At 64.1% G+C, this 20,573-nt stretch carries 13 protein-coding genes and 1 pseudogene; all 14 read left to right on the forward strand.

Features of this window, described 5'->3' with window-relative positions:
- The first annotated feature begins 22 nt into the window (after positions 1-22).
- The 14 genes and pseudogenes from ACFOYW_RS15915 (at position 23) to ACFOYW_RS15980 (ending at position 20,406) form a co-directional block, all read left to right on the forward strand.
- Positions 23-589, forward strand: a complete 567-nt coding sequence (locus tag ACFOYW_RS15915) for an ABC transporter permease subunit (protein WP_390231089.1) — start codon at positions 23-25, stop codon at positions 587-589.
- Entirely contained in the window at positions 586-2,400 is a 1,815-nt protein-coding gene (locus ACFOYW_RS15920; protein ID WP_390231092.1) for a substrate-binding domain-containing protein, read from the forward strand. Before ACFOYW_RS15915 ends, ACFOYW_RS15920 begins: the two co-directional genes overlap by 4 nt.
- The gene (locus ACFOYW_RS15925; RefSeq protein WP_390231095.1) at positions 2,397-3,392 is read left to right on the forward strand and encodes a hypothetical protein; all 996 of its coding nucleotides are present in this window, start codon (positions 2,397-2,399) and stop codon (positions 3,390-3,392) included. The genes ACFOYW_RS15920 and ACFOYW_RS15925 overlap by 4 nt, the downstream gene beginning before the upstream one ends.
- Positions 3,393-3,438: 46 nt before the next feature.
- A complete protein-coding gene (locus ACFOYW_RS15930) occupies positions 3,439-4,332 on the forward strand; it encodes a phosphate ABC transporter ATP-binding protein (RefSeq protein WP_390231098.1) in 894 nt (297 codons plus the stop codon).
- Positions 4,329-5,138 carry a lytic murein transglycosylase gene (locus tag ACFOYW_RS15935; protein ID WP_390231101.1) on the forward strand — a complete coding sequence of 270 codons (810 nt, stop codon included), beginning with the start codon at positions 4,329-4,331 and terminating at the stop codon, positions 5,136-5,138. The genes ACFOYW_RS15930 and ACFOYW_RS15935 overlap by 4 nt, the downstream gene beginning before the upstream one ends.
- A 38-nt stretch (positions 5,139-5,176) precedes the next feature.
- Positions 5,177-5,683 (forward strand): O-acetyl-ADP-ribose deacetylase, encoded by a 507-nt coding sequence (locus ACFOYW_RS15940; protein ID WP_390231104.1) that lies wholly within the window; start codon positions 5,177-5,179, stop codon positions 5,681-5,683.
- A gap of 77 nt (positions 5,684-5,760) precedes the next feature.
- Positions 5,761-7,128, forward strand: a complete 1,368-nt coding sequence (locus ACFOYW_RS15945) for an HNH endonuclease signature motif containing protein (RefSeq protein ID WP_390231107.1) — start codon at positions 5,761-5,763, stop codon at positions 7,126-7,128.
- Positions 7,129-7,362: 234 nt separating this feature from the next.
- Positions 7,363-7,638: a hypothetical protein gene (locus ACFOYW_RS15950; protein WP_390231110.1), complete on the forward strand. Its 276-nt coding sequence runs from the start codon at positions 7,363-7,365 to the stop codon at positions 7,636-7,638.
- A 19-nt stretch (positions 7,639-7,657) separates the two neighbouring features.
- Positions 7,658-8,638, forward strand: a pseudogene (locus tag ACFOYW_RS15955) (AMP-binding protein); the annotation flags it as partial.
- 42 nt (positions 8,639-8,680) lie between these two features.
- Entirely contained in the window at positions 8,681-9,319 is a 639-nt protein-coding gene (locus tag ACFOYW_RS15960) for a phosphopantetheine-binding protein (RefSeq protein ID WP_390231424.1), read from the forward strand.
- Positions 9,316-9,534, forward strand: a complete 219-nt coding sequence (locus ACFOYW_RS15965; RefSeq protein WP_390231111.1) for an MbtH family protein — start codon at positions 9,316-9,318, stop codon at positions 9,532-9,534. The genes ACFOYW_RS15960 and ACFOYW_RS15965 overlap by 4 nt, the downstream gene beginning before the upstream one ends.
- A 22-nt stretch (positions 9,535-9,556) precedes the next feature.
- Positions 9,557-10,336 carry a hypothetical protein gene (locus tag ACFOYW_RS15970; protein ID WP_390231114.1) on the forward strand — a complete coding sequence of 260 codons (780 nt, stop codon included), beginning with the start codon at positions 9,557-9,559 and terminating at the stop codon, positions 10,334-10,336.
- Positions 10,333-14,766, forward strand: coding sequence for an amino acid adenylation domain-containing protein (locus ACFOYW_RS15975; protein WP_390231117.1), 4,434 nt, complete (start codon positions 10,333-10,335; stop codon positions 14,764-14,766). Before ACFOYW_RS15970 ends, ACFOYW_RS15975 begins: the two co-directional genes overlap by 4 nt.
- Positions 14,767-14,835: 69 nt before the next feature.
- Positions 14,836-20,406, forward strand: a complete 5,571-nt coding sequence (locus ACFOYW_RS15980) for an acyltransferase domain-containing protein (protein WP_390231120.1) — start codon at positions 14,836-14,838, stop codon at positions 20,404-20,406.
- Positions 20,407-20,573: the final 167 nt, after the last annotated feature.

Raw genomic sequence — 20,573 nt, forward strand, 5'->3', positions numbered from 1 at the left:
CAGTGTGCTGATGCTGCCCATCATGATCCGCTCGGCGGACGTCGCGCTGCGCCTCGTCCCGGGCAACCTGCGCGAAGCGGGTCTCGCTCTGGGCGCGAGCCAGTGGTCGACGGTGTGGCGGGTGATCCTGCCGACGATGCGCTCAGGCCTCACGACGGCGATCATCCTCGCCACCGCTCACGGCATCGGCGAGACGGCCCCGGTGCTGCTCACCTCGGGCGTCACGAGCGTCACGAACTTCGACCCGTTCCAGAACGCGCAGACCTCGCTTCCGCTCGCCGCGCTCGAGTTCATCGAGTCCGGCCGCAACACCCTCATCGCGCGCGGCTACGCGACTGCGGCGACGTTGCTCGCCGTCGTGCTCATCCTGTTCGTGCTCGCTCGTCTCATCGGCGGTCAGGAGGCCGGCAAGACCTCCACCGGGCAGCTGCGCCGCCTCGCGAGCCGATCACGAGGCACGCTGCGCCGCGTGCAACGCAGCGGCCAGCAGCGCAACGCCGTCACCGCCGAGCGGGCCCTGCTCGGACCCGACGCCAGCGACGACCTCCTTACCGCCTTCGACCAGCTCATCACCGAGGACGACGAATGAAGCTCTTCCGCGCCCCTTCCCGGCGCTCCCGCCGCACCGTGCTGGCGACCGCAGCGGCGTTCGCCGCCGCGGCGCTCGTGCTGAGCGGCGTGGGTCCGGCATCCGCCACCTCCTATGTCCGCATCTCGGGCGAGGGTTCATCGTGGGCCGGCAACGCCTGGGCCGACTTCGCCGCCAACGCGCAGCGCCAGGGCGTGACCGTCGACTACAACCCGGTCGGCTCGTCGACGGGTCGCGACGACTTCGCCCGGCAGGACAACGCGAGCTTCGCCGACTCGGAGATCCCGTTCACCGGCGCTGCCTCCGACCCGACTGACAACACGCAGCCGAACTTCACCTACGGCATGCTGCCCGTCGTCGCGGGCGGTACCGCCTTCATGTACAACGTGCCCATCGGTGGCGCGCAGTTCTCTGGTCTGCAGCTCAACATGTCGACGATCGCCGGCATCTTCAGCGGCAAGATCACCCAGTGGAACGCCCCAGCGATCAAGGCGACCAACCCCGGGGTGGCACTCCCGGCGCACGTCATCAACGTGGTCGTGCGTTCGGACGGTTCGGGCGCGACCGACCAGTTCAAACTGTGGATGATGCGGCAGTTCCCCGCCGACTACGCCTACCTGACCTCGCACACGGGCGAAAAGGCATCGCAGGCGGACTCGTACTTCCCTACCGGCAGCCTCTCCAACTTCATCGCGCAGAACGGCTCGACCGGCGTCACAACCTACACGCAGAACACCCCGTACACGATCGACTACGACGAGTACTCCTATGCCCTGCAGGCCGGCTACCCGGTCGCGAAGGTCGAGAACGCAGCCGGCTTCTACACGACGCCGACGCAGTCGGCCGTTGCGGTCGCGCTTATCGCCGCGAAGATCAACACCGACCCGAGCAGTCCCGATTACCTGAGCCAGGACCTCTCGAACGTGTATCTGTACAAGGACCCCCGCTCGTACCCGATGTCGATGTACTCGTACGAGATCGTGCCGGATCAGACCAACCTCGTCACGAGCAACAGCAAGGGCGCGAGCCTCGCGTGGGTGTCCACGCAGGCCATCTGCCGCTGGCAGGCCGACATGGGCCCGCTCGGCTACTCGCCGCTGCCGATGAATCTCGTGCTCGCCGGCATGCAGCAGATCCTCAAGATCCCCGGCATCGACGCGTCGACGAAGGGCTCGATCACCGACGCGGAGAAGGGCGTGCTCAACTCCGGCACGAACCCCTGCGACAACCCGACCTTCCAGCCGGGCGACGACCCGAGCCACAACGTGCTCGTCGACACCGCTCCGTTCCCCGCCGGGTGCAACGCGGCCTGCCAGGCGCCGTGGAAGCAGGCGGGCCGCGGGGTCGGCTCGGGCCCGAGCTTCGGCACGACGACCGTGAAGTCCGACGTCTCGGCAAACCCGGGCGCCACCTCGAGCTCGACCTCGTCGACCGGGTCCGGCGCGACGTCGGGCGCAGCCGGCACGAGCGGCGCGAGTGGCGCCGCGGGCTCGACGCCCGGTGCCGCTGGCCACACTTCCAGCGGCGCCGCCGCTGGAAACGGGTCCGGAACCGGAGCCGGTGCTGGCTCCGGTTCCGGCACATCCCACCAGGTCTGCAACGCAGACACCGGCGTCTGCACCACCGCGACCACAGCGTCCCTGAGCGACACGGCCGCCGCGGCGCAGGCGGTTCCGACGACGATCCAGTCCCCCGGCGGCTGGGGCTCGACGCAGTGGCTCGGCCTCGTCGTCGGCATCCTCATGTTCCTCGCACTGATCGCCGGTCCTCCGCTCATCGTGCTCAGCGGGCGACGCAAGGCGGGCCGATGACGGAGGTGCCGAGCTCGGAGTCGTGGGTCGGCCGCTTCGTCGGCGCACTGCGCGACCGGGGCGCCCGCGACGGCGCGAACGATGCGCGGCGCCCGCGACCGCGACCGCGGCCCGCGAAAGCACCGGTCAAGCGGATGCCTGCGCCGCCCGCCCAGCAGGCGATGTCCATGGCGCTCGCGCTGCTGAGCGCCGTCCTGCTCACCCTCGTCGTCAACCTCGTGGCCATCTCACAGGTGCAGCACGTCACCTCGCAGGCACAGCTGTACAAGGAGCTGCGCCTTCAGCTCGCCGAGGGTGCGACACCGGTCGGCCCCATGGATTCGGCGGGCCACGTCACGCCACTCGGAACGCCCGTCGCCATGATGTCGGCGCCCGAGATCGGCCTCGCGCACGAGGTGATCGTCAACGGCACCACCTCCGCGCAGACCATGGACGGCGTCGGCTACCGCCGTGACACCGTGCTGCCGTGCCAGGCCGGCTCGTCGGTGCTCATGGCCCGAAGCGGCGGCTACGGCGGCGTCGGAGAGCGGTGGGTACAGTTGCAGAACGGCGACCGGTTCACCGTCACGATGGGCGAGGGCCGATGCACCTACCAGGTCGTCGACCACCGGCTCGCGGGCCAGAAGGCGCCTACGCCGCCGTCGGGCAAGCAGGGCGCCCTCACGCTCGTCACCGCGACCGGCTACCCGTTCGTGCCGACCGGCGTGGTACGCATCGACGCGACCCTCGTCGGCAAGTCGTACGCGGCGGCGAACGTGACGATCCCTACGGGTGCCCTGCCGACGTCCGAGCTTCCGCTCGGCTCCGACCAGCAGCAGCTCTTCCCGCTCACGATGCTGCTCGAGGCGCTCGTCGCGCTCGCGCTCGTCGCCACCTGGCTCTGGCGGCGCTGGAGCCCCGTCAAGACATTCGTCGTCGCGATCCCGGTCGCGCTCGCCCTCGTGCTGCTCACCGCGCAGAACGTCGACCTCCTCCTGCCCAACCTCCTCTGAGCCGCATCATCAGTCCGAGCCGCACCATTCGAAACAGGCATCCGTCATGAAACTCGCTGAGCTGAACCCCTTCGCCCGCCCCGCCGCCGCGCCCGACGCGCCCTACACCGGCGTCTCGAAAGACGCTGCGGAAGAGGTGCGCGCCGAACTGTTCGGCGAAGGCCACGCGGGCGGCCTCGTCGCCGACTCGATCACCGCGTGGTTCGGGGAGCGCAAGGTGCTCGACCGTGTCTCACTCGACATGAAGGCCGGTGAGGTGACCGCACTGATCGGGCCGTCCGGCTGCGGCAAGTCGACCTTCCTGCGCATCCTCAACCGCATGCACGAGATGATCCCGACCGCGTCCCTCGCCGGCGAGGTGCGGCTCGACGGCGCCGACATCTACGGCCCCACCGAGCGCATCACCGCCGCACGCCGCAACATCGGCATGATCTTCCAGAAACCCAACCCGTTCCCCGCCATGTCGATCTACGACAACGTGGTCGCGGGGCTCAAGCTCTCCGGCGTGCGCGCGACGCGCGACCAGAAGGACGTGCTCGTCGAGGACTCGCTCAAGAAAGCCGCGATCTGGGACGAGGTGAAGGACCGCCTCGACCAGCCCGGCGGCGGCCTCTCCGGCGGCCAGCAGCAGCGCCTGTGCATCGCCCGGTCGCTCGCAGTCTCGCCGCGCGTGCTGCTCATGGACGAACCGTGCTCGGCCCTCGACCCGACGTCGACCCGCCGCGTCGAGGAGACCATCGAGTCCCTGCGTGGCCAGGTCACCATCGTGATCGTCACCCACAACATGCAGCAGGCCCACCGCGTCTCGGACACCACCGCGTTCTTCCTCGCCTCCCTCGGCACGCCCGGCGTCATCGTCGAGCACGGCGACACGCAGGCCATGTTCGACCGGCCGCTCGACCCCCGCACCCACGACTACGTCAACGGGGTCTTCGGATGAAGTTCCTCTTCGTCGTGCTCGGCGTCGCGGTGCTGCTCGTCGGCGGCGTCGGCGCGTGGTTCTCGTCGCTGCCGCGCGCGTCGACCGAGGCCACGCAGGTGCTGCCCGTCGTGCGGCAGGCGTCTGTCGTGACGGATGCCTCGAGCACGGCCCCCGGGGCCGGGGCGACCGGGTCGGGCTCGTCGGACGGTGCGGGGGTGCCGGGCGGATCGGCGGCGTCGGGCGGGTCGGCCGGGTCTGCCGGGTCCGGAGTCACGGCAGGCGGCACGACCGCCGCGCCGATGGACACCGGGCTCGTCTCGCCCACCTGGCTCACGACGACCGCGGCCAGGACCGGGATCCCGGCGCGCGCACTGCAGGCCTACGCCGGCGCGGCGATCGTGAGCGAGACGCGCAATGCCGGATGCGAACTCGGCTGGAACACTCTCGCCGGAATCGGCGAGGTCGAATCTGGCCACGGCACCGCCGGCGGGGCCCACCTCGGCGCAGACGGAAACGAAGTCGGCGCCGTCGTCGGCCAGGTGATCGCGCACGGGCCCGCGAAAGGCCAGCAGGCTCTCGGGCCGATGCAGATGCTGCCCAGCACGTGGGCGCGGTACGCGGTCGATGCGGACGGGACCGGTCAGGCATCCGTCGACAACATCGACGACGCCGCGCTCGCCGCAGCCGACTACCTCTGCGTCGCAGGCGGCGACCTGTCGACCGGCACCGGCTGGACCGCCGCCGTGCACGCGTACAACCCCGACGACGCCTATGTCGTCGCGGTTCGCGCGGCCGCCGACCGCTACGCGCAGCTCGCGGGGTAACACGCGCTGCGGGCGACCGCGCGAGGCAGACTGGGGGTGTGACTGCGCTCACCGCCGTGCTCGGCGACATCACGGAACAGCGTGTCGACGCCATCGTCAACGCCGCCAACAGCGCGATGCGCGGCGGCGGAGGCGTCGATGGCGCCATCCACCGCGCCGGCGGCCCCGAGATCCTCAACGACTGCATCGCGCGGTTCCCGAACGGTCTCGCAACCGGTGATGCCGGCTGGACGACGGGCGGCCGCTTGCCTGCGAAGTGGGTGATCCACGCCGTCGGTCCGAACTGGGGCGCCGGCCAACGGGACCGGACGCTGCTGGAATCCTGCTACCGCCGATCGCTGGTGCTGGCTGACGAGCTCGGTGCCCGAACGATTGCATTCCCGCTGATCAGCGCCGGAATATATGCCTGGCCCCTCGATGACGCGATCGACGTCGCCGTCTCGACGATTCGGGCATCGACGACGGACATCGACGAGGTGAGGCTGGTCGCCTTCGGGCGCTCGACGTTCGACGCGGTGAGCGCTGCAGTCAGCGCTTCGGAGTGAGATCAAGCCGTAGCTGTGTGCGGCAGTGGTGTGGATAACTTCCGCTTCGTGTCGGTGGATTCTCGTAGCCTTGTTCTATGACGATCACCGGTTCCGCCGCCCATGCCGCGCTGTTGCGGCTGGGCGGAATGCTGCCGGTCGAACCGGGTGCGCTGTCCGATCTCCAGCTGGTCGCACTGGTCGAGACGATCGCTGAGGCGAGACGCCAGCTCGACGCGGCCGATCTGGTCGCCGCCGGTGAGATCGCCCGCCGATCGAGTGCCGACTCTCCGGATTCGCTGGCCAGGCGACTCGGCTATCACACCCCGGCGCAGGCGATCGAGGCCATCACGAAGACGACCGGCGCCGGGGCGCGCAAGCTCGTGGCCGATGCGCAGGCGATCGCGAAGCTGCCGGCCGTCGAGGCAGCGGTGCTCGACGGGCGCATCGGCCGAGAAGCAGGTGCGGCGATCGCCGGCGAGTTGAAGGCTGTGACGGCCGGCGCGCCCGACGGCGGCACCGACGACGCGGCCGGCCGCCTGGCAGCCGCCGAGGAACACCTCGTCGAGATCTCGATCACGACGACCGCCGACCAGGTCCGCGCGCGAGCGCAGGAGATCGCCGTCGCGCTCACCCCCGAGGCGGTCGAGGCGCAGAGCGAGAAGGCGATGCGCGACCGGTTCTTCTGGGTCTCATCGACGAGAGACGGCGTCGCACGCGTGAAAGGGCTGCTCCCCGCGGGGCACGCCGCCGTCATCCGCGGTGTCCTCGACGCGTACAGCAACCCGAGGGGCCGGAAGACCGTCGAGTTCGTCGACGCCGAGACCGACACACCCGCGGGCACGTCCGGCACGCTGTCCGACGGGCGCAGCCACGGTCAGAAGAATGCCGACCTTCTTCGCGACATCTTCGCTGCCCAGGCCCGCGCCGCAGACGCCCCAGACATGGGCGGCGACCACCCCACGGTGTGGATCACCACTACGGCGTCGGAACTGGCCGGCGGCGATGGGCTCGCCTTCTACGCCGGCACCGCCGGCGCTGTGCCCGTGGCCGAGGCTGCGCAAGCAGCCTGCAGCGGCGGCGTGCAGACCGTGATCTTCGGCGACGACGGGCGCCTGCTCGAGCTCGGGCGCGAAACACGCGGCTTCAGCCGCCGTCAGCGTCGGGCGATCGCCACCCGCGACGGCGGCACCTGCCTTATCCCGGGCTGCACTGTGCCGGCGCAGTGGTGCGAAGTCCACCATGTCACCCCATATCGAGACGGCGGCCCCACCGACGCGTCCAACGGCACAAGTTCTAAAGCGGACCATTTTGTCGTGCTGTTAGACACACACCGAGGACGACACAACGTCCAAATGCACCCTTATCTATTAGGTAGGAGTGAGATGCGCCATCGTCGACGTCATACCCATCGAAAACGAGTCAGCTTCCCGAAATTGGCAGCGACGCACACGCCCACCCGCTAGCTGCGGCCTCTGCCTGCCGATCGAAATCGAACGAGCCGGGCTCATGCCATTCGCTGAGGCGGGCAGCTCTTGTGCCCCTGCCACCGGCCGCTGCCGACGGTCTGTTGAGGTTCATTACCCGACATAGTCGCGTATGCCTTTGATGCGGCTCGTCGTTCCCGTCGGGCCGACATTAACGAGTACAACATCTCGCCCTTAGCGTCGCACCACGATGGGGTACCCATCGCTCGCATAATGAACGAGGTCTTCGTCAAGCTGCTCTGCATTGGTCCGGACAAACGTAATCCGATATCGACCTGGCTCATCAGGAAGCGGATCAGGAAATACTGTGTCAACGACCTCGCCGCTCGGACTCATCTTCTCGCCGATCGGCGCAATCACGAGGTCACCACTCCTAATCCAGTCCATCCGTTCAACCTTGATTTCTGGCATCTTGAAATAGTTGCTTCATGCGAGCAGGCCCGCAACCTCCGAATGCTTGACATTGACGATGTCGCATTGGAACACTGACGTTCAGGGGGAGGCCGCGATGCTTGCGCTTGACCAGTTGAAGGCCACGTCCGTCTTGCAGGGCAGTGCGCCGGCGATTGTGTGCGGCGGGACGACAGTCTCCTATCTGGAGCTGTGTGATCAAGTTCGCTCTCGCGTAGGTAGTTTCATGGAGGCTGGGGTCCGTCGTGGTGACGGTGTCGCGCTGGAGCCACAGACAAAGGCGATACTGCCCGAGCTGCTATTCGCGTGCTGGTCAATTGGCGCCTACGCCGTCCCGCTCGATGTCGCGCATCCCGCTGCGCGACGCGCCAAAGCGACCCAAAGCGCGGGTGTGACGTGGCTCGTGCAAGCTGACCTAGACGGCTCGTCCATCGAGTGCGTTAGCGGTGACCACCCGTACGGTGGCCGCCCGGATCTCGCTTATGCAATGCTCACGTCCGGGTCCACGGGAGAGCCAAGATGCGTCGGCGTTACTCGCGGGAATGTGGACTGGCTTGTGGGTTCGGCTGCCCAATCGACCGGCTTACTTGGGCACCGCCGATGGTCGGCGATCCACTCGCCGGCCTTCGACTTCTCCGTCTGGGAGTTGATGGTTCCGCTGGCCAATGGTGGAACGACCGTCGTCCTGGACAGAGAGACCGTCCGAGATCCGTTTGAGCTTTCGGATGCACTGGTGCGCTCATCCGTCGATTTGTTTAGCACCACGCCTCAGCTGCTATACGTCCTAATGGACCTTTGGCAGCGTCACGGAATGCCTCCTACCCTGCGCACAATCGTATCCGGAGGCGATGTGCTGGATCTCGCGCGAATCGGCTGGCTAAGACAGCAGCCTTCGGTACAGGTTGTGAACATGTATGGCATCACTGAGACGACCGTTCACGTAACTGGAGCAGCTGGCAGCGGCCGCGGACTCGGGCATCCGTTGAGCAGTGCGTCAATAAGCGTCAGGTCGCCCAGAGGTATACCAATTGAGCCAGGCCACGCTGGGGAGATTTGGGTCGCCGGACCTGGTGTCAGCGCCGGCTACCTTGGAAGCCCGCGGGAGACTGCCAGGTCATTTGTGCCAGATGACTCCCCTGGTGCCTTTGGGCTACGCGCGTATCGCAGCGGTGACCGGGCACGCCTCCTTGACGGCGGGGAAATCGAATATGCCGGTCGCATTGATGATGAGATCGAGGTACGTGGACACAGGGTGTCGCCATCGGAAGTCGAGTTGGCAGCGCGCGGTATGGCAGGCGTCACAGACTGCATCGTGGGGCTCGTAAGCAGTGATCAGCAGCCCGGCCGTCTCGGGATGCTGTACGTCGGCGACCCGGATGTGAGGTCGTCACTGCCGGTCCACCTTGCTAAGCGGCTGCCCGCGCATATGGTGCCTACTCTCGTTTGCTGGACAGAACGGCTGCCACTCTCGGTTACAGGTAAGCGCGATCGCGCAGCCGCCATGCGAGCCATCGACTCGGAGCCGAGCCCGGATATCTTGGACTCCACTTCCGTGGTCGACTCGATCTGGGCACGTCTACTGGGACAACGTCCCACCAGTGAACGGGAATCTTTCTTCGCCACAGGGGGCGATTCGTTGCTCGCGATGCGCCTGCTCGCGTCGGTCGAGCATGAAACAGGCGTCCGCGTGCCACTATCTGACTTTTTTGATATGCCAACCACCGGCACATTGATGTCGTTCGTGAAGGGAATTGCATGACAGCCCTACCGCCGTCGGCGCTCAAACAGGTCGTAGTCAACCACGAAGGACAGTATTCGCTCTGGGCCGCCGATGAGCGGCCGCCCGCGGGGTGGCAGCCGGAGGGATTTGTGGCCTCTGAAGATGTCGCTCTCGACTACATTGCGCGTGTCTGGACGGATATGACTCCGCGCAGCGCACGCATCGTTACCAGCAGCGCTGAGCAAGTCGAATGAGCAGCTTCGAGGACCTGCGATAATGCGTCCTGAATTCGATATAGGAAAAGAGTCGCCCTACGACGATTATGTGAGGTTCTCGACGGCCCTCGGTGCGATTCCGGAGCCAGAGCCAGGCGATCCGCCAGACAATGTCTTGTTTCAGACAATCCACCTGATGACTGAATTCGCTTGGTACAATATCCACTACGAACTCGGCAACGCCGCCGACCGGCTCGATTTGGATGACTTTGCGGCATCCGCGTCTCTGGTTCGCCGCGCTCAACGATGGCAACGCGCCGCTTTACAGGCGCTCGAATTACTCGATAGCGAGCTGTCACAAGAGCAGTTTCTGCAGATCAGAGAGCAGTTGCCGGCCGGTGGGTCGGGCCTGGATTCTCCTGGATTCAAGAATCTCCGTCCGATGACGAACTACCTGTGGGCGCGGTTTGAGGCAGCGTCGACACGTGCGGGTGTGGACTTGGAGCGAATGGCCCAAGCCGACTTTGGTGCCAGGAGCAGTGAGGCCGGAATTGCCGCAGTCGCAAATGAGCTGCTCGAGTTAGACAAAGAACTGATTAGTTGGCAGCAGTTCCACGTGCGACTGGTCTGGAGCAAACTAGGCGGACATCCGGCCGGCCGGCGTCATGGGTCCGACGGGCACGGCGGAAGCGCAAATGCGCGCAGTCTGACTGGACGACCAGTACAGGTGCTCGACGGCTTCACCAGGCGAGTTAGTTTTCCTCGTCTATGGGCCTTGGTCGATGCGGTTTACGATCGTGTCAATTCGGCACCAGCGGACGATGAGAGTGATCTCACATGACGACGGATCCATCGCGGCTAAGCCATGCCAGTACGGCAACCCCGGATGAGCTTGAGGTATGGCTTGCGGCTGAACGTGACCCCCAGTCGGCCAGCTACATCGTCCCGATCGCGTTTCATCGGGCTGGCGGAATCGACCTCGAGCGGCTGCGCTCATCACTCGATGCTCTCCAGGAGCGTCACGTCGTCCTCCGTAGCCGTTTCGTGAACAGAGATGGGGCGCTTCTGAGAGAAGTGTATGACGCCCCACCAATTCCATTGGTCCGGCAGGAGTCCTCGGAGATTTTTGATCAGGGGGACGCTGAACAGTGGGCCGTGTCGTTTGCGCGTTTGCGAATCGATCCGTCAGATGGTCCCCTGGCGCGTGCGGCCGTACGCCAGTACGCTGATCGCGCCGTCGTGATATTAGCCTTTCACCACCTGATCGTTGACGCTTGGGCGGTTGACTCGGTGCTGACTGAGCTGTTAGCCCTTTATCACGAGCCTGAAGGCGAGTATCAGACAAGCCTGCCGCAGACAGCCGGTGATGCCTTGCTCGATGAGATCCTCCCGAGCGACACCGATTACTGGCGCTCACTGATTGGCGCGGACCCAATTTGTCTCGCGCCACCGACCGACTTCGTTGTCAGCGAAGCTTCCGTCCGATCAGCTTTCTTGTCGCGCAGCGTCGATGCCTCGCTCTTCGAACGACTTCGGAGCCGAGTAGAACTGGCTCCTGCGTCAACCGCGGTGGTGGCATTTAGCGCGTGGGCCGCGCTGCTGCACCTGTGGTCAGGTGAGAGCGAGGGTCTTAGCGGCATGACTTTCGCAGGACGACTCGGCGCCGAACGGCACGGCGACGTGCGCCTCCGATCGAGAGTGCTTCCGGTGAGAACTGCGCTGGACCCCTCATCTTCCATCATCAGCTTCGTGTCTGCGAATCGGCGGCAGGTCATCGAGTCGTTGGCCCATTCGGACGTGTCCGCAAGCACTGTCAGAAAACTATTGCGACGAGAGAGCCTCGCGGGCATGGACGCGGCTTTCACGTACCTTCGCTCAACTGCATCGCCCAAGCTAGCCGCTGCCGGCTGGCAGACGTTTGATGTGCCGGTGGCGGCGGCGAAAACCCCCGTTGGGCTGGCGATAACTGAGCGCGGCACTCACGTCGACATTCAGTTGGACTTTGACCTGGGGCGTTTCCGTCCAAGCTCGGCAGAGACCCTCCTCGACCAATACCTCGATCTTTTGGATTGGCTGGGCAGGACAGACACCCTCGAAGGACTTAGCTTCCGCGATGCGGTTCCCCCGTTCGCGCGTCACGGGACCGGTCCCGATGCGCGCGTGCAGGCCGGCTTCGAACCTCTCGTCGCGTCCCCTGTGGACTTGGTACGGGCTCACGCCACCGTTCACGCCCATGACCCAGCCATCCGACACAATGCCGAGACGGTCGACTATGCGTCCCTCATCGCTGATGCCGACCGCGTCGCCCACGCCCTCTCCCAGCGCGGCGTCGGACGGGGGGATTTGGTCGGAATACTTCTCCCAAGGGGGATCGACGCGGTGGTTGCCGTGGTCGGTGTCGTGGCCGCCGGGGCAGCGTACCTTCCCCTAGATCCCGAGTTCCCGCTGTCCCAATTGACAGCAATTGTGGCGGACTCTGGTTTGCGATTCGTGATCACCGGAGAGGGTCACCAGCAGCAGGAAGAGCAGCTCCCGACAGAGATGCTTCCGCTCCCGGTACTCCGTTACGCAGGGCTCGCGTGCACCGGACGGAGTGACCACGAGAGCGCGTCTAGCAGCAGCGACCTATTTCACTGCATCTACACGTCAGGGTCCACTGGAAAGCCGAAAGGGGTAATGCTTGACCGTCGGGGGTTCATGCGCCTACTCAAAGTAACGGGGTTCGTTCCGCTTCACCCCGGAGACACGATGTCGCACCTTTCCCCGCTCAACTTTGATGCATCCACGTTCGAAATCTGGGCGACGCTCACGCAAGGAGCCACCCTTGGCGTCATGGACAAGTCGGATCTTCTCGATCCGCACGCAATGGCATCAGCAATGCGGCAGCTCCACATCACATCCGCGATCATGACAAGCCCTCTCTTTAACCACCTCGTCGACGCAGAACCGCAAGCGCTGGCGGGCATGAACTGGATTTATTTCGGCGGCGAGGCTGTATCTCCCGAGCATGTGCGCCGATCGCTTCTCCATGTTGGCCGGGGGGTTCTCTTCCACAGCTATGGGCCCGCGGAGAACTCCTTCACGACCCACTATCGCGCAGTTGACACCGTCGACGCGGGACAACGCACGGTGCCCCTTGGCCGAGAAGTGCCGTTCACCCACTCATACGTGGTTTATGAGGGCACCCTTACGCCGACTCCGATCGGCGTCCCTGGCGAGCTGCTAGTCGGAGGCCCTGGGTTGGCGTGGGGGTACCTGGGTGAACCGAGCCTTACCGCCCGCAAGTTTGTACCCGATCCCTTCACTGGGATCCCCGGCGCAAGGCTTTACCGCAGCGGCGACCGTGTCCGCTGGAACCCTGACGGTGAGATTGAATTCATCGGACGAATCGACGGCCAGGTGAAGGTGCGCGGCAATCGTGTAGAACTCGCCGGCGTCGAGACCGCCATTCGCGCCGTGGAAAGCGTCTCGACCGCTTGCGTGCTGTCGATCGAACACCCGGCTCGAGGAAAGGAGCTGGTTGCGTTCGTAGTCGCGAGAGGTGCCACCGCCATTGACGACGCGCGAGATTATGTCGCGCGGCAACTACCGCATTTTGCGCATCCGAGACGTTATATCGAGGTGGCGGCCTTGCCGCGGAAGGCGAACAACAAGGTCGACCAGAACGCGCTGCGGCGAATTGCCGAGGCGACCGACCAAGCTGAACAGCCTCGTGAGCCACTGGTGCTTTCCCCCGCAAGTGAAGACTTGGAGGGACTCATCGCGGGCTGCTGGAAATCCCTGCTCGGTCACAGCGACATCGTGGAGCGGAATTTCTTCGATGCAGGGGGCGACTCGCTGCTTCTATTCAAGCTTAGCGAGGCAATCCGCGAAGCGACCGGCGTCACGCTTCCCGTAATCGATCTCCTGCGATTTACAACGGTGAGAACGCAAGCGGCCCAGGTGCGTGCTTTCCAGTCTCAGCACCCACCAACAATCCCAACTTCTAAGCCGGCTTCAGAGTCGGCCTTCTCGGTATCGGAGTTGACAGGGCCGCCTCATACCGAGGACGCGGTGGCGATCATTGGAATCGGCTGCACGCTCGCCGGTGCCGATGATCTCTGGGCATATTGGGAAGCGCTGCGCTCCGGTTCGCATTTGTTCTCGGGCAGCGGTATCCGTTCACATACAAACGACGGGCGTGACGTAGTTGACCGATGGGGGTCTGTCAAAGCAATTCCACGCCGTCTCGGAGTGTACGGGCTGAGTCCGGATGAGGCGGAGGCGCTTGATCCACAGCATGCGGTGTTCATGCAAAACGTACTGGCCGCGATCGCGGATGCAGGATATGAGACGGCAGACATCGCACCTCGTACTGCGATTTATGCGGGAGCGGCAAAGCGAACGTCGCCCGCGCATTCCCAGTCGTCACCCGCCAGTGCATTCGTCTCCGCGCTCGCAAACTCCAACGCGTTCATGGCCACTAGGGCCGCCTACGGACTGGGGCTTGGCGGAGAAGCCGTAATGCTAGACACGGCCTGCTCGACCTCTCTCGTCGCCGTTCACGCCGCTCGGGCAAGTCTTCTGTCGAGATCTAGCGACTACGCGCTTGCGGGTGGGGTCTCCATCCAGACCGCTGACATGGTCGGCTACGTCTCAGAGCCTGGCCTTATCTACTCCCCGACTGGACGCTGTCTCCCATTCGACACGCAGGCAGACGGCACGGTGGGAGGCGATGGCTCTGGGGTTGTGCTGATGAAGCGCCTCTCGGATGCGACCAGAGACGGGGACCCAATCTATGCTGTAATCCGAGGGTCCGCGGTGAACAACGACGGACGCGCAAAAGTCGGCTACACCGCTCCGAATCCTGAAGCACAAGTCAGAGTGATTCGCTCCGCCCTGACAGTGGCATCCACCTCGCCTAAAGATGTCACCTACGTCGAAGCACATGGCACGGGGACGCTGCTTGGTGACCGGGTAGAGGCAGCCGCATTGTCCGAAGCACTAGGACCAGGGGCGGCGTGTCGCGTCGGCTCAGCTAAAGCCACGATTGGGCACCTAAATACCGCCGCCGGCGTGGCAGGACTAATCAAGACCGCGCTGGCAATTCAGAACCGGATCTTGCCCGGGACGCCGGGGGTAAGCAAACCGATTGAAGAACTCCAGGGAGGATCCGGTCGGTTCACCCTCTCCGCCGACAGCACGACCTGGAACGCCCCCGTGCTCGTTGCTGGCATCAGTTCCTTCGGCATCGGCGGCACAAACGTGCACATCATCCTCTCGGAGGCGTAGGCAATGGAACCGATACCCGTTGCGCTCTCGGCACACACCGCGCAGGATCTTCGCAGATACGCACGCTCCTTGGCTGACCAGGCGACGTCGTCCGCTGATCAGATGGGCTGGACGATTGCCGACTTCTCCGCAACACTCAATCGCCGACCCGCACTTCCATACCGCATCGGCCTCCGGCCGCGTTCGCTGAAGGAATTAGCACAGCAGCTTGGGGAGGTCGGTGAGAACGTCAGGCCCCCTTACCATCGCCCCGATGCCCCGCTCATCGCGTTCGCTTACACGGGCCAGGGCAGCCACATACCTGGTATGGGTCGTGCACTGATGCGCGCGTCAGGCGAGTTCAGCGCCTGGGTCAGCGAAGCGCTCTCGGCTGTCGGCTCGATCGCAGACAGACTGAGCGAAGCGCTTCTGTCAGAAGCTGCGCAAGCCGAAGACATTGCAATAACGGCGCCCGCGATATTCGTCTTTCAAGTAGGACTCCAACTCGCGCTGCGTGAGGTTGGCATCGTTCCTGACATCGTCTGCGGGCACAGCTTGGGCGAGTTTGCCGCATCGGTGGCGGCCGGCGTTTTCTCACCCGGCGAGGCGCTCAATCTGGTTGTCGAACGATCTCGCCTGATGGCCGAAGAGACGCCTCCAGGTGCAATGGTCGCTCTCCTTGCCCCCGTCGCCCGCGCGCGCGAACTTGCGTTGAACCACGACCTCGCAATAGCTGCCATAAACAGCGCAACAGAAATCGTTTTGAGCGGCTCTGCCAACAGTGTGCGCGCGATTGTCGATTTAGCTCGCCGCGAATCACTCCCCGCACATGTGCTTCCCGTTGGTCGCGCCTTTCACAGTCCGGCGATGTCGAGTATTACGGAGAGGTTTCGACGGCACGTGGAAGGCTTCCAGTCACAGCCCGCGAAGGTCCGCTTCATACGCGCACTTCCCCACGGGCGCGTGACCGACGACCCGAAAATCGAGGCCAAGTATTGGGCCGAACAGTTGTGCGCACCGGTTCAGTTTGCTGATGTCATCGGCTCTGTCACAAGCTCTGGGAACGTCGCCGTCGTTGAAATCGGGGCACAGTCCGTCCTAACCAAATTTGCTGCAGGAGCCGGCGCGGGATTCGCGGTCGCCGCTCAGACGCCACGCCGCGCGGCGAACGTCGACGAGATGGCCGTCAGCTTGTGGGAGCGCGGCTACCTCGACGCGCTCAAAATACGGGGCGACGGACGTCGCCTCCACCTTGTGCTCCAGCCAGATGGGGCCGAGGAAACAGGCGAATCGTCAAGCGCGGTCCGGCGCGACCGCGCAGTTGCCGACAACTTGCCACCGCTCGAGCGCGCCTTGGCGAATGCATGGTATGACACAGTCGGCGTAGCACCCGAGGAAGGAGTCGGCTACCTGACTGCCGGGGGCGACTCGCTTCGTGCGTTGCGCTTCAGTGAGCTTGTCGCGGCACACGCAGGCGTAGACGTTCCGCTTGAGGCTCTTCTGCGCGACGACGCGTACCGCGACATCCTCGAATCGATCAAAGCAGCGACCGCGTTGCGTGACAGAGAAACCGTTCAATCGTCCGGTCCTTCCGCCAGCATTCGGGACTATCCCCCCACCCCTATCCAATCTCGTATGCTGACCGCAGCGGAGGCGGGGGCTGTTGAAAACGTCACCGCGCACGTCGTATTTGCCGAAGGTATCGATGTGGCCGCGCTTCGCGAGGCCCTTGATGACGTCCAGGCAACCACTGCCATACTCCGATCGCAGTTCCGTTTCGCTACTGACGGGTGGCGAGCCACCGTGGCGCCCGGCCCTCTAGCAACGCTCAAGGACCTAAGTGACTCTTCGCTCGCTAACGTTCTTGCCGCTGCGGCCGTTCCCCTAACGTCCGATTCTCCGGCGCCGCTGAGCGCCTGGCTCTTTGAGCCTGCGGAAGGCGCATCGCATCTGGTTGTGGCAATGCATCATGCAGTCAGCGACGCGGAGTCGATGGCACTGTTCCTTCGGCGCCTCGATGCCGCGTACTTGGCGCGACGAACGGGGCAGGAGCCTGCGCTCGATATTGACGATGGATTCATCAGAGTCGCGTTAGATTCAGCAGCTGTGGCGCCTCGAGTCGACAGCGAACGTCGGATGCTCGAACGTCTGGCCACGCAGCGGGAGCAGTCGTTTGCCTTTGATCGAGGCGGTCGCGCCGCTGGCGCGCCCGCCACACGTAGCTTCAAACTCGATCATGATCAGACGACTGCGCTTCGTTCTTCTGCCGCAGCGCTTGCGGCCACACCAGCCGCATGGATATTGACGGCGATCGCGTTGACGCTGCGAATCTTTGACCCAGCGGACGGCGAAACGCTTTCAATCGCCGTCCCGGTCGATGTTCGCAGGCGATACATGGCAGGCAACTGCTGCGGCCCACTAATCAACTTGATTCCGCTCTCCTGGCCTTCAGCTGAAAGTCAAACGTTTAGGGTCGCACTCGACCGAGCTCGAAGCGAACTTCTCGAGGCACTCAACGCCGACAGTGCTGCCGAGGGACGAGCCGACGTCGACCCCAATACTGACCCATTTGCGTTATTCACGACGGTGCCGAATCTGGCTGACGTCGGGTACACCTCGTTCACGGCAGTCCCAGTGGAATCGACACACGCGAAGTACCCCATGTCATGGTGGTTTGAGGACGGCGATTCGGCAACAGTCGGTGTCGAGTTCGACGCGGGACGGATAGACAGCCAGGTCGTCGATTCGATGCTCGAAGTCGTAAAAATTGTTGCAACCGAATCGCAATCAAATACGAACGCCACCGGGGTGGCTCTCTGGCGAAGCCACGGCCCGAAAGCGCTACTAGCGGACGGCGGCCCCGCTGCCGAATATCAAAGCATTTCCGAGACGATTCGACGCCGCTTGTCGGAGGATCGCGCAAGGGTCGTGCTTCGCGAGGGCGAAACAAAAGTTACGGCGGGCGACCTGCTTGACTCTGCCGAGCGTATCTCTCGGGGGATGCAATCTCGGGGGGCGGCTACGGGATCACTGGTTGTATTACGTCTCGGACCGACGATCGAATTAGTTCAGTGCATCCTTGCCGCCATCTTCGCGCAAGTGGCGTATCTCCCGATCGAGGAATCGCCTGTCGCTTCCGTCCGCGACGCGTTGACCGACTTTGGGGTTTCCCTGACGATAGGGCCCGGCGATGCCCACCAGCTCGAGACCGACGGGACTGGAGCGGACGACCGGCTTGATGAGATGGACGGCAAAGACCAGCTAGCGTACGTGATCTTGACTTCCGGATCGACCGGCCGACGTAAGGGCGTCGCCGTCACAAGAGGATCGCTCTGGAACTATCTCCAGTGGGCGAGATCGACGTATTTGGCAGAGAACGCCGAATTCTCGTTGGTATCGTCGCCAGCCGTAGACCTCTCAGTCACGTCTTTGCTCCTACCGCTTGTTAGCAGCGGAACAGTATGGCTTCCGGGTCGACTTGAGGCGACGACGATTGTACGCGCAAGTCGCGCCGCCGAAGATGATGGGTACCTTAAGGCAACGCCGACCCACCTCGAACTACTTCTCGGCGCAACCAGCGGACCCCTGCCGTGGAAGGTATACATCGTCGGCGGCGAGCAACTAAGCGGCGCACTACTTTCGGATCTTCTCCGGCGGCGGCCGGATGCGGTAGTAGTAAACGAATTCGGCCCGACGGAAGCCACCGTTGGATGCGTCGTATATAAGGCAGAGCACGCCGACACCCGCTTGAAAGCCGTCCCGATCGGCCGACCCATTCCCGGTTGTTCAGTGGCCGTGGTCGCGGCCGACGGCCGCGAGATACCGTTCGGCGCGATCGGCGAGCTGCGAATATCCGGAAGTGTTCTAGCGCACTCGTATTACCGAGATGACGAAAAGACATCGCACGACTTTGTCGAAGTCGGCGGAGTACGAAGCTACATGACAGGCGACCTTGCACGTTGGGAGCAAGACGGCCTAGTGTACGTAAGTCGAACTTCCACGGCGACGCGGGTAAAGATTCGTGGACAGCGTGTTGAGCTCGGCGCGATCGAGCATGAACTCCGTCGCCTTCGAGGTATCTCTGCCGCGAAGGTCTTCGTGGACGAGAACAGCGCCGGCGAGCCCACGTCGCTGGTCGCGTTCATCGTCGGAAATCGCCGGCCTGACGTTCGCGCGGCACTCGAGTCATGCCTCCGACCGGCCGAAATACCCGACATCATCCAATGGGTAGAGCGCATACCCCAGTCCAGCTCTGGCAAGGCCGTCCATCCCGCAACATTGCCAGGTGTCGGTAACGTAGCTGACAGCCGGGCGCGCGGTGGCTCGACCGTAGCCAGAGCCGTCCACGACGCTTTTGTGACAGCACTCGGACACGGCGTGGTCGACGGCTTGTCCCTATCGGAACAAGGGGCGCACTCCATGGTGCGGCTCAAAGCATACGCTGCGGCCCATGAGGAATTCCCGTTCCTTCGCCTGCAGGACTTCTTCGAGCGCGACTCAGTTGCAGAGCTCGCAGGCGGGCTAAGGCGGATGGACGGTTCTTATCGAGAACCCGTCTCTCTAGTGGCGAGGAATCACTTGCCCGGACGAGCCAGTCACCACTCGCAAGGCGCCCGCGCAGCAGACGTCGTAGTTACAGGCGCGAACGGCCTCGTCGGATCTGCATTGGTCCGTGAGGCGCTTGCGCAGGGTAAGTCTGTACTTGCGCTCGCTCGCGGAACCGACGCGCAGACGGCAAATGATCGCGTCTTTGAATCGCTTGAACAGATGGGTGGGCTGCCGAGCTCTTCACACCTGACGGTCATTGACAGTGCGACCTCTCCAGTTCCCGACGCAGTAGACCTGGAACGGTCAGGCTCGATCATCCACGCGGCCGGCGACATCCGGCACTTCGGCAAAACTGACGCCTTTGTTGAGTCAAATGTGCGCCTGACGGAGATTTGGGCCCTTGAGGCAACTCACGCCAGACGTCCCTTGATCTACCTGAGTTCGGCGGGGATCGAGGATGCCGCCCTCTCGCCATCGACTCTTGCCGCGAGCCCCTACCTGCGGTCGAAGCTCGCTGCCGAGAGACTTCTCTCCGTGCAGGCCGGGCTCGACTACACGATCGTGCGTCTCGGATCCGTCGTTGGCCGATCAGACAACGGTCGGCTCGTACAAGATCCGCGACGCACTCGCGTTTACCGAGTGCTGCAGGCGATCATCGCAAGTGGGGTCGCTCCGTGCGACCTCTCATGGGCGCTAGATATCAGCCCGGCTGACCTTGTTGCGCGCGCGATTCTTTCAGTGACGAGTACGTCTGCTTCAGAGGATAGACAGCTCACTATTTCAAGCGCCGAGCCGCTCAGTTTCGCTGCGTTAGCGCCGATGCTGCGAGAGCTTGGTTACCTCGTGGAAGATGGCACGCGACACGGCATGATCGAACGCCTTCAGCTTCTGCGCGGGGCACCTGCCGCTAAGGAGGCTCTGGCTACAGTAGCTGCCTGGATCCCATCGGGAGCGGCGAGCACGCTCCGTACCTTCGACCAATCTCCGGAGCAGCACATTATTCCGCTGCCACCCATCAGCAGCAGTACGCTCCGGACATTGTTGCAGCGAGCGGCGGAGCATGGGTTGCCGATACCACCGCCAGCGCCTCAGACTGCCGAATGGCTGAACTAAGAGAAGAAGGGTGACAATGACTCAGAGCGCATCTGATACAGCAGCAAGCTATCGATCGCCGCAGGGGATCCCAGCGGGACTATTCCGATGGAACGTCTTTCAGGTTGGCAGCTATCTCCCGGACGGGTGGGTTAGCGAACTCATGGCGGTCGCCGGTCGCACAGCGC

Origin of the sequence: Gryllotalpicola reticulitermitis (genome assembly GCF_042651345.1) — a bacterium.
GTDB classification, from domain to species: Bacteria; Actinomycetota; Actinomycetes; order Actinomycetales; family Microbacteriaceae; genus Gryllotalpicola; species Gryllotalpicola reticulitermitis.

Excerpts from the sequence above, each read along its gene's own strand:
- ACFOYW_RS15915 (WP_390231089.1), top strand. The coding sequence starts at position 23 with ATGATCCGCTCGGCGGACGTCGCGCTGCGCCTCGTCCCGGGCAACCTG.
- ACFOYW_RS15920 (WP_390231092.1), top strand. The coding sequence starts at position 586 with ATGAAGCTCTTCCGCGCCCCTTCCCGGCGCTCCCGCCGCACCGTGCTG.
- ACFOYW_RS15925 (WP_390231095.1), top strand. The coding sequence starts at position 2,397 with ATGACGGAGGTGCCGAGCTCGGAGTCGTGGGTCGGCCGCTTCGTCGGC.
- ACFOYW_RS15930 (WP_390231098.1), top strand. The coding sequence starts at position 3,439 with ATGAAACTCGCTGAGCTGAACCCCTTCGCCCGCCCCGCCGCCGCGCCC.
- ACFOYW_RS15935 (WP_390231101.1), top strand. The coding sequence starts at position 4,329 with ATGAAGTTCCTCTTCGTCGTGCTCGGCGTCGCGGTGCTGCTCGTCGGC.
- ACFOYW_RS15945 (WP_390231107.1), top strand. The coding sequence starts at position 5,761 with ATGACGATCACCGGTTCCGCCGCCCATGCCGCGCTGTTGCGGCTGGGC.
- ACFOYW_RS15950 (WP_390231110.1), top strand. The coding sequence starts at position 7,363 with ATGAACGAGGTCTTCGTCAAGCTGCTCTGCATTGGTCCGGACAAACGT.
- ACFOYW_RS15965 (WP_390231111.1), top strand. The coding sequence starts at position 9,316 with ATGACAGCCCTACCGCCGTCGGCGCTCAAACAGGTCGTAGTCAACCAC.
- ACFOYW_RS15970 (WP_390231114.1), top strand. The coding sequence starts at position 9,557 with ATGCGTCCTGAATTCGATATAGGAAAAGAGTCGCCCTACGACGATTAT.
- ACFOYW_RS15975 (WP_390231117.1), top strand. The coding sequence starts at position 10,333 with ATGACGACGGATCCATCGCGGCTAAGCCATGCCAGTACGGCAACCCCG.